The following is a 13,144-nucleotide window of genomic DNA, read 5'->3' on the forward strand; positions in this document are numbered from 1 at the left end:
CGCCTATAGATCAAGCGGAGCGATATGCCAATCGTCCCATAGATTGCCCCGGATATTCAGTGAATCGGTGAGGTTGACCGAGAGCATCCCTGCCGGGGTCCAGCAGTCAATGACCCAGGTGTTGACTGTATAGGAGCCATCCGGGTACCAGATAGGAGTGAAATGGGTACGCCGGTTATAGGTGCTATACTCGTTCTTCTGGAACTCCAGCCTGGAAGACGAGGAACTGATGGAAATGCGATCCAATAGCCGCCAAAAGGATTCATAGTTGAACTCTGGGAAGTAACTGACTGCATTCTGCAGGGCGGTGGTAGCCGACCTCTGGGAACTGTTCACTCTGGCGGTGACCACCTGATTGACCCCATAGCCGGACTTCATGGTGCTGTCGCTGGCGGTGGGATTCTTCTCGTCTGGAGTAATTTCCATAGCAGCGGAAAGGCTGGCACTGTAGCGGTCCAGATCAAATTCCCACCAGCCGTGGTCGCACCAGTATCCGTCCTCATCATCGCCATGCCATACCCAATACTCCTGCCACCATGGGTCCCAAATGGTCCACTGGGCCGAGGTTTTCTCCGGCCGGTCTGGGACCGGGGAGGGTGTGAAGGAGTCGTTCCGGTCATCTGCTACTGGATTGGGCGGCGGATTCTCGTCCAGATCTACGATCTTACAGTGGATGGTGGCCTGTGCTGATCCTGGGCCGGATACATCCACATCGATGGTCATGTCCTGCGGCTCGTCCGGTGTAGTCCAGCGTACCCAGGCCAATTGGGAATCTCCGTCCGGGTAGTAGACATTGCTGACCGTATAGGTCGTCCCATCAATATGGAACTGTACAGTGACCGGATCATCCGGGTCACTTTGGCCACCGCTGACCTCTACCGCCGTGATGACCTCGGTATTGGTTCGGTATTCATAGTCATAGGTGCTGATCTCCGGCTCCTCCGGCTGCTCCTCAAAGCGGACGATACCAAGCCCAAGGGAGGACTTGATGTCCGAGTTGGACACATTCTTATTGGTGGGGCCGGACCATGCGGGATAGCCTAAATCTGGGGTTTCCAGAAACATGGACAGGGGAAGGTTTTTGGCCGTCAGCGATCCCATCCAATAGCGGAGTTGTCCTCCAACCACCTCGTCATAAAGGGCGGCCTCTGTCGCTGTTGTGGCAATCATGACACCTTGGAACTTATAATAGGCGATGGGTTCCAGCAGAATTTTGTATTCGCCGCTGATGAGCGTGTCATAATCCATACCAGTTTCTTCCGCAATGAACTTGACAACATATTCTGAACAAAAATACTTTTTGATGGCCTCGATGTTATTACGCCCGTTTGTACTTATGATGCGAGGCATTGGTTGTACAGGGTTTTTATAGCTATACCCGCCTTGTACGGGAGAGAGCCCAGTACCATTATTGTACTGGATTTTACTGACCTTTCCGAAATGATATATTCCTGCAGATGGTGTTTTGTTGGTCAAATCAAATGGTGTAGTAACAACGGCATGGTCACTTGCCCGCACTACGGTTACACGCACCCCTTCGTTTCCGGGGTTCCAACTGCCATGACTCGTCGCATCCCCCATACTCCCGCCGCCACCATCAATGTTACCAGACCCGCCAGTTCCATTCGCGGCATAAACTTGTATGCAAGTAAAGGAAAATATCATCACAACGGCCAGAAACAGGTTAAAGAGTCGTTTCACTTGATCTCCTTTCCCACAAAATAAAAAGCACAGCCAAAGCTGTGCTTTTTGAAGATGCGATATTACTTTATCCCATTATGCCAACCTGAGTATTGATATCTCCATCACTATCGATACTTCCACCTTGATTTGCGCCTGCGTTGGGAACATTATCGAAACCAGGCAGGCCGCCACTGGTGTTGGTGGAGGGCTGTTCAGGGGGAGGCGTCACATTGTTGTGATCTTGCGGCTCAGGAGTACCCTCGACCGGAGTCCCATCCGGCGTCTTGGTGGGGTCCTTCAGTTCATCCTCTGTATATTCCGGTTTGACCGGGTCCGGCTGAATGGTCTGCTCTGTGCCGGTAAAATCAGCGCCGTTTCCATCATCGGTGTTGGTACTGGCATCCGGGGTTTCCGGGTTAACGGTCACATTATCTCCCGGCTTCTGGTCATCCCCGGATTCTGCGGGAGGCGGGGTACTGCTGTCCGGGTCCACCACTACATCGCCCTGCTGGGAGCTGCTGGGCGGGAGCAGGTCATCGGTGACCTTGTCTTTGCTGAAGCTGCTTGCGATCACAGCAACCAGGATTGCGCAGACCACAAGACATCCGGCCACGGTCAGCCACTTCTTGGTATTCTCCGTCATCGTTTGGATTCCTCCTTTTTCTGTTGATTATGCTTCTTGTCAAACTGTCTGTGTGACTTCAGGCGGCCAAGGATAGTTCGGCTTTAAGATCTGCTGCCTACATTTTCCTATACCGCCCGTCCTTTGTCAACACGAACCCTACCACAAACAGGCAGAGAAGTCTATTGGGACAATAGAAAACTTTTTGAAAACTGCGTTAAAACCGAGGGGCATAGCCCGCGCTGACCTTGACTGTCATCCGCATGGGCGGCAGAAGCTCTCCTCCAAAAGACACTGGAACCTCCAATTCGATTTCACAGTCCGCCACAAAACGGTCGCCGGCGCTGTCGCCGGAAGCGAACGGTGCGTTGCGGATCTCCACATCAAGGCCCCACACACGGAACTCCATCCCACCATCCTCTGTGTACTGAGTATGGTAGCCGCCCCGATAGGTCAGCCCAAGGATATCGTCCAAGCGTCCATAGATATCGCCATAGTCCAGTGATTCCTCAAAATCTCCCGCCAACGGCTGGTAGGCGCCGGAGTAGCCCTCCCGGACGCCATGGTACACATCGTCATAGTTGTCGTTGACGGTGGAGATCACAGCCTCCTGCACCGCATCCCGAACCCCCTGGGCCACGATGAGCAGACGGAAATATTCGCTGATGCAGCACATCAGCATTACCAGCACCAGCACAATGGCAATAATCAGGGGGAAGGCCACGCCGCGCCGGTCTTTCAAAATCTGCCTGAGTCTGTTCATTTCCAGTACACCTCCGACTTTCCTGTGGCATCTGCCCGCAGGGTGATGGGGAAACTGCCAAAGCCGGCAAAGAGACCGAGGTCGATCTCATGAGTGAGCGTGACCGTGACCTCCTCGTTGAGCTGGATGCGGCCGGTATCGCTCCATTCAATCTCCGGGTCCAGGCCGGTCTGCTCCCGCAGGGCCTGTTCCCGGCGGTCAGTTTCCGGCCCGATCCTGCCGGCGATTTCCGCCTCACGCACCAGTTCAGTGGCAAAGGTATCGAGCTGCTGTTTGGCAATAAAGGCTGGGAGGACCTGCACTGCCAGCGCGATCACCAGCATGGCGCAGAGCACCAGGACGCACACATCGATGTATCCCTCTCCGCGTCGGGATCTCAAAATCCGTTTCAGCACATGGTTACCTCCTCGCCTAAAGTCAGATCCCTTTCCTGACACTGAGCATTATATTCGCTCAAAATACTGGAGATAGAGCTTTCCGATGAAAGATCAGTTTTATCACTTGTCAGGAATTGGTATAGTGCTTCCACAGGATTTTTTGGCTTAAGGATTAAATCCAAGTCATCATCGTCGAGTTCATAACTGTCATGGATAAGAGCAGAAAGCAGGCTTTCCTTTGCCGCAGTTTCAGCTGAATGGCGATAAATTTCATCGGCAGATAGCTGCTTCACCCTTTGAGCATATTCCTTCATTTCATCTTCCGCACGATCAATCAATCGATAGATGCTGCCTGTATAGTCCATTGGGCACCTCCTCTCTTAAAACATCCCGCCCAGGGAATGGATAATCTCGTAGATGATGATGGACAGATAAGTCACCAGGAAGCACATGAGCAGGACAAAGGAGAATACACGGATCTTAGGCGGGATTTTCATGGCCTTTGCCTTGAGGCGCTGGAGTTCCAGCTGCTTCATATCGTGGCTGAGCATCTGAAAGTAGTGGACCCCGTTGTCGCCTCGCAGCACGCCGATGAGTCCGCGGACAATGTCCGAAAGCAGCGGAGAGTTGAACCGGGCCTCAAAGCGGGTCAGCGCCGCCTCATAGGAGCCGGAACGCATATCCGCGGTGAGGACATCCAGTTCAGCGGAGAAAACAGGACCGGAATTCTGCTTATAATGCTCAATCATGCTCAGCACATCCCGGCTGGCGGCCAGTTCTTGGGTGATGGTGGCCACGAACCGGGGCAGTTCCGCCTCAATCTCGTCCCTCTTGGCAGAGAGTTTTTCCTCCGCCCTGCGAATCTCTTTGAAATAAACCGCCACCGCCAGAAGAACAACTATCAACGCCAACATTGGGAAAATCAACAGGCACGGAATCACCGTCAGCAGCACTGCACCGGTCTTGATCATGGCAAAGGCGGTGTACTCCTCCGGTGTCATGTTCAGCCCAGCAGCGGCCAGCGTATTTTTCAGACGGCCCCGCTTATACTCATCCATATGGATGTGTGGGGCCAGCTTGATCGCCCAGCCCATGAGCAGGGCCTCCACACTGCGGGCCTGCTTCTTCTCCTGGCGGCCCACCGAGAGCATGGCACGCTGGGTGGCCAGACGGGGGAGCCTGAGCAGATCAGCCGTCAAAAGAAACATACCCAGCGCAAGGAATATGCCAAATAAAAACAGAAGGAAAGTCATGGTTGTTTTGTTCACCTCCACATAAAAACAGAGCCAGTACACGACAGATGTGTACCGGCCCTGTTTTTCTTCTTATGCTGTATTACAAGGCACTCTTTCTATAGCATTATTGCATCACATCTAACTCCGCAACAAATGACGGATCAAAGTCATCCCGCCAGTTTCGATAGTCAGGATACAGTCCCAAACCCTTTCGGATGAGCTCCCGGTTTTCCGGGGTGTCAATATAGATACCGTCCGGGATGCCGTCCATCCCATAGATGAGCCGGACCCCATCCTGCTCCGCTGCCTTTGCTGCTTCAAAATCTCCATCATAGAGCGCCATGTCATCGATGCGTTCTACATGGAGGGCCTCCGGAATATAGGAACCATGGTTGATCGTTGCGGTAATAAAATAGCCCTTTTCCTGGTTACTGATGAGGATCACCTCCGATACTCAATGGGCTGGGTCAGCTTGATGACCGCTGCGGTGCTGATGAACATCACAGCGGCAATGGCTGCCAACAGCGCCTGCCCCAGCGGGGTGTGCATCAGAACATCGTACCAGTCCTGATTGAGCCAGTACAACAGCGGGATATTGCCGATGACCAGCACCTGCATGGTGATAAACTCCTTGCGGGGCTCAAACACCAGATTCTCCAGCTCACCGTTGACGATCCGCATATCGGAGAGTTTAGCCACGATGGGAGTCAGGATGGTCTTGAGCCCCCGGTCGTGTCGGCAGGTCAGCAGAGCGGCCACCCACTCCCGAAACACGGCGTTGTCGATCTTCGTCCCCATGTCCTGGAGGGCGGCGTCCACATCGGGGTCCACCAGCTTGATCCGGGTGAGAAACTCCACAAACACACTCCGGACGGGCGGGTTGAGATAGTCAATGTTTTCCTCCACTGCCGTCTGGATGTCCTCATTGCGGAGATAAGCTGTGGTGATGATAGAGAGGGCGGTTTCCAGTTCAGCGGCAATGTTCTTTTTGTAGTGATTTGCGGTCAGACGGATAAACCAGAACGGCACGAACATCATGCCCACCGCCAGCACCGGCACCAGGAAGAGGTTGCCCAGCGTCAGGGCGAAGGCGGCCCCTACCAGAAAAAGAAGCAGGGACAGGGCGCACACCATGGGAAACTTGGCGGCCCGGCCAGTCATCCGCAGAATGGTCTGTGTCTCCTCGATTTCCCGGCGCAGAAAGGATTTCTTTTTGCGCCGTGTACTCTCATTAACCTCCGACCGGATGCTTTTGGGCTTACTGGTGATTCTGCGGAACACCCCTTCAGTGAAGTCCATAGGGGAGATGTGTAAAAGGACAAAACAACCTGTGATCAGCCCTATACAGGCAATCAACTGGATCAGATTCATACAGATTCGCCTCCTTCCTTGCCGGTTTCAGGTTTGGCAGGCGGCTTGGACTGTGCGCTCCTGGTCTTCGGAGCGGGCGTTGCCTGTCCTGCCTTTGCCGGACTGGAGCCTGACTTACCCTTAGAGGGAGCGGACTTTTTGCCCACGAGCTGAGTCAGCACCTCCTGCGGCATACCATTGTCGATGAACCGCTTCTGCAGGCTTTCCGAGATGGGGTTGACCGCCTCGTGGCGGCCCTTAATACGGTATTTGCCGTCCTCCAACCGGTTTTCTTCGATTTTGAAGTGATAAAGGGTGTTGTACCGGCGCTCCCCAGTGGGCAGGATCTCACACTCCATGATCTCCATGATTTTACGGCTCTTATCCTCCAGCTGCTTGGCGAACACCACGATGGGGAATGCCTCGGTGACCAGATCCATGAGGGTATCGTCGGCCATCTCGTGCTTACGCTTGCAGAGGGTGACCATACGCCGCCATGTAGCCTGGGATGAGTTGGAATGAATGGTGGTCAACACGCCGTGGCCAGTACGGGCGGCCTCCTGTGCGGCATACGCCTCCGCAGACCGCATCTCGCCCACACAGATGATGTCGGGGTGGTACCGCAGGGCCATGTCCAGCAGCATATCCTGATCGATATTCTGCTTGGCGTTCTCGCTCTCACGGGTGATGGTGTGGATGACGCTGTTGCACACCCGGCCATCTTTCTCCCGCACCAGGTCCAGCTCACGGGAGCCGTTCTCGATGGTGAAAATACGCTTGTTGTCCGGGATGGTGGTCAGGAGCCAGCCTGCCACCGTAGTCTTGCCGGAACCGGTGGCCCCGGCAACGCAGACGGAAACGCCGTAACGCAGGCAGGCGGCCAGAAAGTCCAGCATGGGGCCTGTGGCTGTTCCACCTTTTACGAAGTCCTCTTTCTGCATATTCTGCGGGTTGACGATACGGATGGATGCCGTGACGCCCACATCCTCGTCCACCAAAGGGGTCTTGAGGACCGCGATGCGGATGTTCTTGCTGAGATGGCCCAGGACGGCGGGACTGGCATTGTCCAGCACCATACCGCTGACATGGAGCATACGGCGGATCACATTGACGGCGTGTTCAGGGCTGTCGAAATGTTCCTCCAGCTTGACCGTTTCGCCATTGGCGTACAACACCTCGATATCCCGCCAAGAGTTCACATTAATCTCCTCAATGCCGGTTCCGAAGATGTACTTGGTGAGCAGGCCGAACTCGGCCATCTCCGTGTAGAGGGCGTCCACCAGCTGGTCGCCGGAATAGCCTTTGACCGCGATGCGCCGGTCCTGCACATATTTGGTGATGTACCGTTTGATCTGGGCCTTGGCGTCTTCATCGCCGCCCTCGGTGATGAGGGCGGAATACTTGCCGGAGATATATTCCTGCACATCCTGCAGGACGGTGTTGAAATCCTGCCCTTCATTCTCCGGGGTGAAGAAGAGAGAATGCGCCCGATAGCCGCCTGCAGACTCTGTATTCAGGGACCGCCTGGGGAGATCCTCCGCCATGTTCACGCTATCTGTGGGATCAGCTTCAACCCCTGTCCCATCATCAGCTGGGGCGTGACGCAGCGGCTCATCTGCGGGCTGGGGTTCTCCAACGCCGGCTTCATGCTGATTCTGACCCATATTGCCGCTTACCGGGCAGTCCGGGCCGAAATAGAGGGGGAGTTCTTTTTTCCGCCCGTCCGGACCTGTCGTGATATGTGTTGCGGCGGCTTTCTCAGCGGACGCTTTGGGAGCGAACAGGGACTGACTTCGCTTCTCGCCTAACACCCAAACACCTCCCTGGCAATCTTCTCGATCTCCTTGCGGAATACCCGGCTGTCCTTCATGGATAGGTCCGCCAGCAGGTTGCCGGCCAGATACTGTCCCTCCAGCTCCGCCGAATGGGGCAGCGTGAAGGCCACTGTCCCCAGCGCCTGACTCATGTGATCCCCGGCCTGCTGGGACTTTACATTGCTGGCGGTCTTGTACTGCTTGTCCGTATCCCATTTGGCATCCCGCAGGAGGGGAAGTTGGCTGGACAGGTAGCTGATGCTCTTGAGGTCGGCGTTGGCCAGCCGCAGGACGGAATCCGCCTCCATGAGCGCCACAGCGGAGAGGATGTCGTTGGCGATGTAACTGCCGCAGTCAATGACCACATAAGGAGCGATCTCCCGCAGGCAGTCGATGAGCTCCCGCGCCTGCACCTCGTTGTAAGGCGGGTAGGTGTACTCATTCTCTCCCTTGAGCATCCCCAGCATGGTGAGGTAACCCAGGCGTTTGTGGGTGACCAGGTTGTTCTTGACCAGATTCTCCGACACATGGGCGGCGGCCAACACGCTCCCGAGGGAACGCTCGCACTCCAGATCTGCCGCCGGGCAGATACAGGGAAGCATTGGGGCTGTCATGTCGCAGAGAAGGAGGATCACATTCCGGCGCTTGTCGGCCAGATACTTGGCCAGCCGCACGGCCACGGTGGTCTTGCCGCTGCCGGGGCTGCCCCACACCGCCAGCACCCCGCCGCTCTGATCCTCCTGCTCACAGGCGTCCTCCTGGCCACTTCCTCGGGAAAAAATACCCGCTTTCTTGAAGTTCAGCATCAGGCCACCTCCTCGGTTTTCGCGGGCGCCTCCGTTTCTGCGGTTTCGCTGGAGTCAGCGGCGGGTTCGGACTCTGCGGGATTCTCCTGTGGTTTCTCCTCGGGGTCCGGCTCCGGGGGATACAATTCCAGAATGATCTCGTCTTGAGAGGTCAGGAACTTGTCGGCATTCTCCCGGTCGCCCCGGTAGACCAGCGCCAGATGGATGGTCCCCTCGGCCTCCAGCTCGGCCAACACTTTGGCCTGCTCGGGGGACACCAGCAGGGTGACAGTATCGGGCAGTTCCTTGTCATCCTCCTCGTCCACAGGCTCACCGGTGTTGGCGTCATAGCCGGAGGAGGCGGTAACACTGATAATCTCCACATACTGCAGCTCAGCGGGGACAACGGTCTGGCCCTGCTGCTTGTAGTCCGGGGCGATCACCGACACAATGTCGCCGCTCTGCAGCTTGCCGGAGAGCCCCTCCGCAAAACTTTTGATGGACACGGAGATGGCCTGCTGGCTCCCGTCCAGGCTGTACAGGTAGGCGTTTTCCGCTGCTGGGGCGTCTGAGAGTTTGGAAGGGATGATATAGTCGCCCACAGCCAGATCCGCAGTAGCGTATTTACCCACGACGCTCTCTTTCTGCCGAAGGACATCCTCTGGGAGATTATAGCCGCCCACCTCCACGATCTGAACCATGCTCTCGGTGATCTCATCGCCGGCCCGGATGGGCTGGACTACCCGCACGATCTCAGCTTTCTGGCTGACGCTCTGGTTGAACAGCGGGGTCAGACCGAAGCAGATCAGCAGGGAGAGCAGGATGCAGATTACACCGACCACGGTGCGATTTTTCAAAAAACTCATACTGGCATTTCCTCCTTGATTTCATGTTGGGTCGGAAAGTCCGGGCATTACGCCCGGACCGATCTGGCCCTTCTGCTCCGCTTCAACCGGGGCAGAAGAATGGCGGCCGCCGTCAGGGGCAGGGTCACGCCAACGATGGTGAGCACAGTCTTTCTCGTTACATGGAACTTCTTCATAGCAGTCAACCTCCAAAACAGTATAGTGCGGCAAAGCCGATGGATAAAAATGGTCCCAGCGGTAGCGCCGCCCGTGTCATTGCGGGTAGCGGATGATGAATGAATTTTTGAAATAACATAGCGGTGCAGAAATACAGCACCGCCAGCAGCAGACCCAGCGCCATCCCCCAGATCCCCCGCCAAAAGCCCAGCACAAAGCCGGCCGCAGCAGTGAGTTTGATGTCGCCGCCGCCCATGCACTCCGGCCGGATCAGGGCGGCAATCAGCAGGGGCAGAGCCGCCAGCACTCCAAAAAACTGGGCGGGGCTGAAGGAGATCAGCCCCGCCGCGGCGGTCAAAAGACAGAGGAAATCCGGGATAGTACGCTTGCGGCAGTCCACCGCAGAGGCAGCGGCCAGTGCCGTGAGAAACAGGAACGCCTGCACCGGGTATCAGCCCTTGTAGTCAAACATTTCCTCTACGCGCTCGGTCACGGTGGGCAGGACGGTGTCCCCGAACAGAGTGTAGAGGCCAGCCAGGAGCAGGGCGCCCAGCACCACGGCAATCAGGATCTTGATGGCGGTGTCGATGTAGCCCTCGCCGCGAGTGTTGCAGAGAGGGGCGGACAGGTGGGCACGGGCGCAGGTCATGGCGCAGTGGGCCTTGCAGGTCATCGTCTTTACGGTGTTGGACATCTTGTTGAACATCTTCTTCATAGAGAGTTCCTCCTCAAAATTTTAGATTGTTGATTGTTGTGTGGTCAGTGGGTCACATACCCATCTTCTGAGCCTGCTGTGCCGTGGGGTCCGGCGCGGACTGGGGAGAGCGGTTCATCCCCTGCGTCAGTGCCTGCTGGTAGGCGGTCACGACAGCCGATTCCAGTTCGGCGCGTGCCTCCCGTGTGTACGGAAAACAGATGTCCTTGATTTCACCCTTGCTGTTGATCTGGCCGGGCATGGATACAAACAGCCCATTGCTGCCCTCCATGAGCTTGACGCCCCGGACGGCAAAACAGCCGTTGATGTTCAGCGATGCGGTGGCCCGGCAGGGACCGTCAAACTGGATAGAGTGGATACGGACATCATACTGCATGGGAAGGACAGGAGTATCCTGCTGGGAAACCTCTCCCTGGGGGTTTTCACTTGTGGTCTGCGCTTTTGCCATGGTGGGTTCCTCCTTTTCTGAATATAAAAAATAAGTGGCTTTTCCGCTCTTGGGTCACAGGGTCATGGTCATGCCTGATTCCTGCTCCGGGGCTTTCAGTTGGACGGGGACGATAGCTGTGCGGTCCACATAGTAGAACTCGCTGCCGGAATCGTCGTAGAGTTCGACAAGGTCTGAGATGGCCAGCGGCTGTCCGTCGCTGCCCAGGGACCTGCGACAGAATGCCTCCCAGATCCCATCCAGACTGTTGGTGCTGACAGTGCCGTCAAACACTGCCTGGTAACGGGTAAGGTCAGGTCCGCCATATTCACCACTCATGCGGTCCAGCCCAATGAAGCGCATGGCGGCGGGAGCTGAGGGGCCGAGCTGCCAGATACGGCAGGATTTCAGGGCTGGCCCGTTGTCTGCTGCCTTCTGGTATCCACCGCTGGAGAGACGGTCATAGATGCCGTCCTCCCACCGGACAGCCAGCCCCTTCCTTGCCAGCCAGTCCTCCAACTCCTCACGGCGGAACATGGAGTCCGCCACCACTCCTTGTTCTGTCCTGTAGCCCACTGGATTCCCATAGTAGAGCAGACATCGATTTTTCATTTCCACACTTCGCATGGCGGCATATCTCCTTTCTGCGGTTAAGTCATTTCCATCCCTCCCATGCCTGCGTTCTGCCCTTGAAACTCCTCCAGCTTTTCTCTGGCCCAGCCGGGGAGGAATTCCTCTTTCAGAACGCCGGTGAAGTCTGTGCGGTTCCATCTGGTCTGCTCTCCATCGCCCAGGCAGGTACAGCGGATAGACCGACCGACAGCGTGGGGGCTGCATCCAAAGCCGTCATGGGCCAGCCAGAGCTGGTTCTGGGGCGTCCAGCAGGACTCCTTGAGGGTGTCTGGACTGAGCACCAACACCCGGCCCTCATAGTCCAGAGATTCATAGGAGTTGGGTTCGCAGTGCTCCGGCCCAAATAGTTCCAGCTTGCCGTATGCCTCCCTCACTTGACTGATAAATGCGTCCAGATACGCCAGGGCGGTGTCCACTTCAAAATAACGGTTATGGGCATCATCGGGTGGGACATAGGCTTTCTTTTGCCATTCTTGGTTTTCCGCGCTGAGCTGCTCCTTGTAAGGCCCCAGCCTTTCTATCGTGTTGGCCAGGACGAAATTGGTCCGCTTGAAGCCCCACCGTTTCAGCACCATTTGGGATGCTTCCGGCTTTAATGCGCTGCGGCCGTCGCCATAGACGCGGATGACGGCTTCGATGTCCCGCGCACAGGATACATTGGCGTGGAAACTTGCATCCCAGAGCGCAGCTTCCCCAAGTCTGTGGGCCTCTGACTGTGAGCCGGGATAGAGGTAGATATCCTGTTCCATCTTGCCTCCTTTACGGCAGGCGCCATTTGCCCGCTGGGGGGATCGTCAGCGGGCTGATGCCCAGCTCATTGAGCAGGCAGCAAAGCTCCACCGAAAGCTCCCGCAGTTCCTCCGTTGAGGGGACGATGATGAGCGCTCCATCCGCGGCCAGAACCGCGACTTCTTCTCCCACGGGGATAGATGCCTCGGATAACAGTGCGGCGGGCAGATTGAGTTCCATACCGCTGCTGGTGTATCCGGTACACTCAGCGTCGTCACAGGTTCTGGTCACCAGGAGTCTGTTTGCGTCACAGTCGCAGATGTACTGGTTCGCTGGGGTGGTGATGGGAACTTCTTCCCCCGGCTCATAGCCCATTCCGCGCATGAAAAATGCAGGCAGGGTCAGAGACCCGTCTACACCGACCCGAACCGTTGTATGGATCTTACTCATCGCCGTGTTCCTCCTGCCCATTGCATGCGGTGCGTTCTCCGTAGATGAGATTCCCCACCATCAGCTGTTCCTCCAGCTCGCCCAGGCAGATTCCGGCTTCACCCAGCATCTCCAGCAGGTAGGGAGGCACATCCCGCAGGTCATGGTCATATCCGGCCTCGGCAATGGTGACGGTCTTTTCTTCGTCATCCACATAGACACAGAGCTTGGCCCCGGCAGGGATGCCGGCTTCTTCCCGCAGGTAGTCTGGCAGTTCCAGCATGCCGTCCTCCAGATCATCGAATGGGCAGCCATCCTCGCAGTCATCACAGGTGCCACAGACTCTGGCCAGATGGACGGTGAGCTCCGTGGCCAGCCGGTGCAGGGCATCCATCGCCTGGATCAGTTCCATGGTGGTCATTTGCTTTTTCAGAACGACCACCGCGCTGTCCAGCGTGTGGATCTCGACCTTTTCTCCGCCCTCAAAGCCACTGATCTTGAACGCTCCGCCGGGAATCAAAAGAGTACCATTGTTTATCTGTTTGTTGAATTTCATCTTC

Annotated in this window: 19 protein-coding genes; all 19 read right to left on the reverse strand. The window is 56.4% G+C overall.

Annotated elements, in window-relative coordinates; all coding sequences use genetic code 11:
- Positions 1-3: 3 nt before the first annotated feature.
- Positions 4-1,701: a DUF8193 domain-containing protein gene (locus EIO64_RS02270; protein ID WP_006874007.1), complete on the reverse strand. Its 1,698-nt coding sequence runs from the start codon at positions 1,699-1,701 to the stop codon at positions 4-6.
- A gap of 67 nt (positions 1,702-1,768) precedes the next feature.
- Positions 1,769-2,326 (reverse strand): DUF6550 family protein, encoded by a 558-nt coding sequence (locus EIO64_RS02275; protein ID WP_006874008.1) that lies wholly within the window; start codon positions 2,324-2,326, stop codon positions 1,769-1,771.
- Positions 2,327-2,522: 196 nt separating this feature from the next.
- Positions 2,523-3,068 carry a TadE/TadG family type IV pilus assembly protein gene (locus tag EIO64_RS02280; RefSeq protein WP_006874009.1) on the reverse strand — a complete coding sequence of 182 codons (546 nt, stop codon included), beginning with the start codon at positions 3,066-3,068 and terminating at the stop codon, positions 2,523-2,525.
- Positions 3,065-3,460, reverse strand: coding sequence for a DUF4320 family protein (locus EIO64_RS02285; protein WP_154250560.1), 396 nt, complete (start codon positions 3,458-3,460; stop codon positions 3,065-3,067). Before EIO64_RS02285 ends, EIO64_RS02280 begins: the two co-directional genes overlap by 4 nt.
- Positions 3,457-3,810: a DUF3848 domain-containing protein gene (locus EIO64_RS02290; RefSeq protein WP_006874011.1), complete on the reverse strand. Its 354-nt coding sequence runs from the start codon at positions 3,808-3,810 to the stop codon at positions 3,457-3,459. The genes EIO64_RS02285 and EIO64_RS02290 overlap by 4 nt, the downstream gene beginning before the upstream one ends.
- Positions 3,811-3,825: 15 nt before the next feature.
- Positions 3,826-4,698: a secretion protein F gene (locus tag EIO64_RS02295; protein ID WP_006874012.1), complete on the reverse strand. Its 873-nt coding sequence runs from the start codon at positions 4,696-4,698 to the stop codon at positions 3,826-3,828.
- A 106-nt stretch (positions 4,699-4,804) separates the two neighbouring features.
- Positions 4,805-5,125, reverse strand: coding sequence for a hypothetical protein (locus tag EIO64_RS02300; protein WP_006874013.1), 321 nt, complete (start codon positions 5,123-5,125; stop codon positions 4,805-4,807).
- Positions 5,122-6,051, reverse strand: a complete 930-nt coding sequence (locus tag EIO64_RS02305; protein ID WP_006874014.1) for a type II secretion system F family protein — start codon at positions 6,049-6,051, stop codon at positions 5,122-5,124. Before EIO64_RS02305 ends, EIO64_RS02300 begins: the two co-directional genes overlap by 4 nt.
- Positions 6,048-7,574, reverse strand: coding sequence for a CpaF/VirB11 family protein (locus EIO64_RS02310; protein ID WP_021631406.1), 1,527 nt, complete (start codon positions 7,572-7,574; stop codon positions 6,048-6,050). The genes EIO64_RS02305 and EIO64_RS02310 overlap by 4 nt, the downstream gene beginning before the upstream one ends.
- Before the next feature lie 260 nt (positions 7,575-7,834).
- Positions 7,835-8,650: a CpaE/TadZ family protein gene (locus EIO64_RS02315; protein ID WP_006874016.1), complete on the reverse strand. Its 816-nt coding sequence runs from the start codon at positions 8,648-8,650 to the stop codon at positions 7,835-7,837.
- Positions 8,650-9,495, reverse strand: coding sequence for a Flp pilus assembly protein CpaB (cpaB, locus tag EIO64_RS02320; protein ID WP_055244980.1), 846 nt, complete (start codon positions 9,493-9,495; stop codon positions 8,650-8,652). Before cpaB ends, EIO64_RS02315 begins: the two co-directional genes overlap by 1 nt.
- 47 nt (positions 9,496-9,542) lie before the next feature.
- Positions 9,543-9,671: a hypothetical protein gene (locus tag EIO64_RS18740; protein ID WP_006874018.1), complete on the reverse strand. Its 129-nt coding sequence runs from the start codon at positions 9,669-9,671 to the stop codon at positions 9,543-9,545.
- A gap of 5 nt (positions 9,672-9,676) precedes the next feature.
- On the reverse strand, positions 9,677-10,096 hold the full coding sequence (locus EIO64_RS02325) for a prepilin peptidase (protein ID WP_006874019.1): 420 nt from the start codon (positions 10,094-10,096) through the stop codon (positions 9,677-9,679).
- 6 nt (positions 10,097-10,102) lie between these two features.
- Entirely contained in the window at positions 10,103-10,366 is a 264-nt protein-coding gene (locus EIO64_RS02330; RefSeq protein WP_006874020.1) for a DUF6133 family protein, read from the reverse strand.
- Positions 10,367-10,418: 52 nt separating this feature from the next.
- Positions 10,419-10,814 carry a SpoVG family protein gene (locus tag EIO64_RS02335; protein ID WP_006874021.1) on the reverse strand — a complete coding sequence of 132 codons (396 nt, stop codon included), beginning with the start codon at positions 10,812-10,814 and terminating at the stop codon, positions 10,419-10,421.
- 54 nt (positions 10,815-10,868) lie between these two features.
- Entirely contained in the window at positions 10,869-11,420 is a 552-nt protein-coding gene (locus EIO64_RS02340) for a YodL domain-containing protein (protein WP_006874022.1), read from the reverse strand.
- Between the two features lie 23 nt (positions 11,421-11,443).
- On the reverse strand, positions 11,444-12,175 hold the full coding sequence (locus EIO64_RS02345) for a DUF3849 domain-containing protein (protein WP_006874023.1): 732 nt from the start codon (positions 12,173-12,175) through the stop codon (positions 11,444-11,446).
- 10 nt (positions 12,176-12,185) lie between these two features.
- Positions 12,186-12,605, reverse strand: coding sequence for a hypothetical protein (locus tag EIO64_RS02350; protein WP_006874024.1), 420 nt, complete (start codon positions 12,603-12,605; stop codon positions 12,186-12,188).
- Entirely contained in the window at positions 12,598-13,140 is a 543-nt protein-coding gene (locus tag EIO64_RS02355) for a hypothetical protein (RefSeq protein WP_006874025.1), read from the reverse strand. The genes EIO64_RS02350 and EIO64_RS02355 overlap by 8 nt, the downstream gene beginning before the upstream one ends.
- Between the last annotated feature and the right edge of the window lie 4 nt (positions 13,141-13,144).

Origin of the sequence: Dysosmobacter welbionis (assembly GCF_005121165.3) — a bacterium.
Lineage (GTDB): Bacteria > Bacillota > Clostridia > Oscillospirales > Oscillospiraceae > Oscillibacter > Oscillibacter welbionis.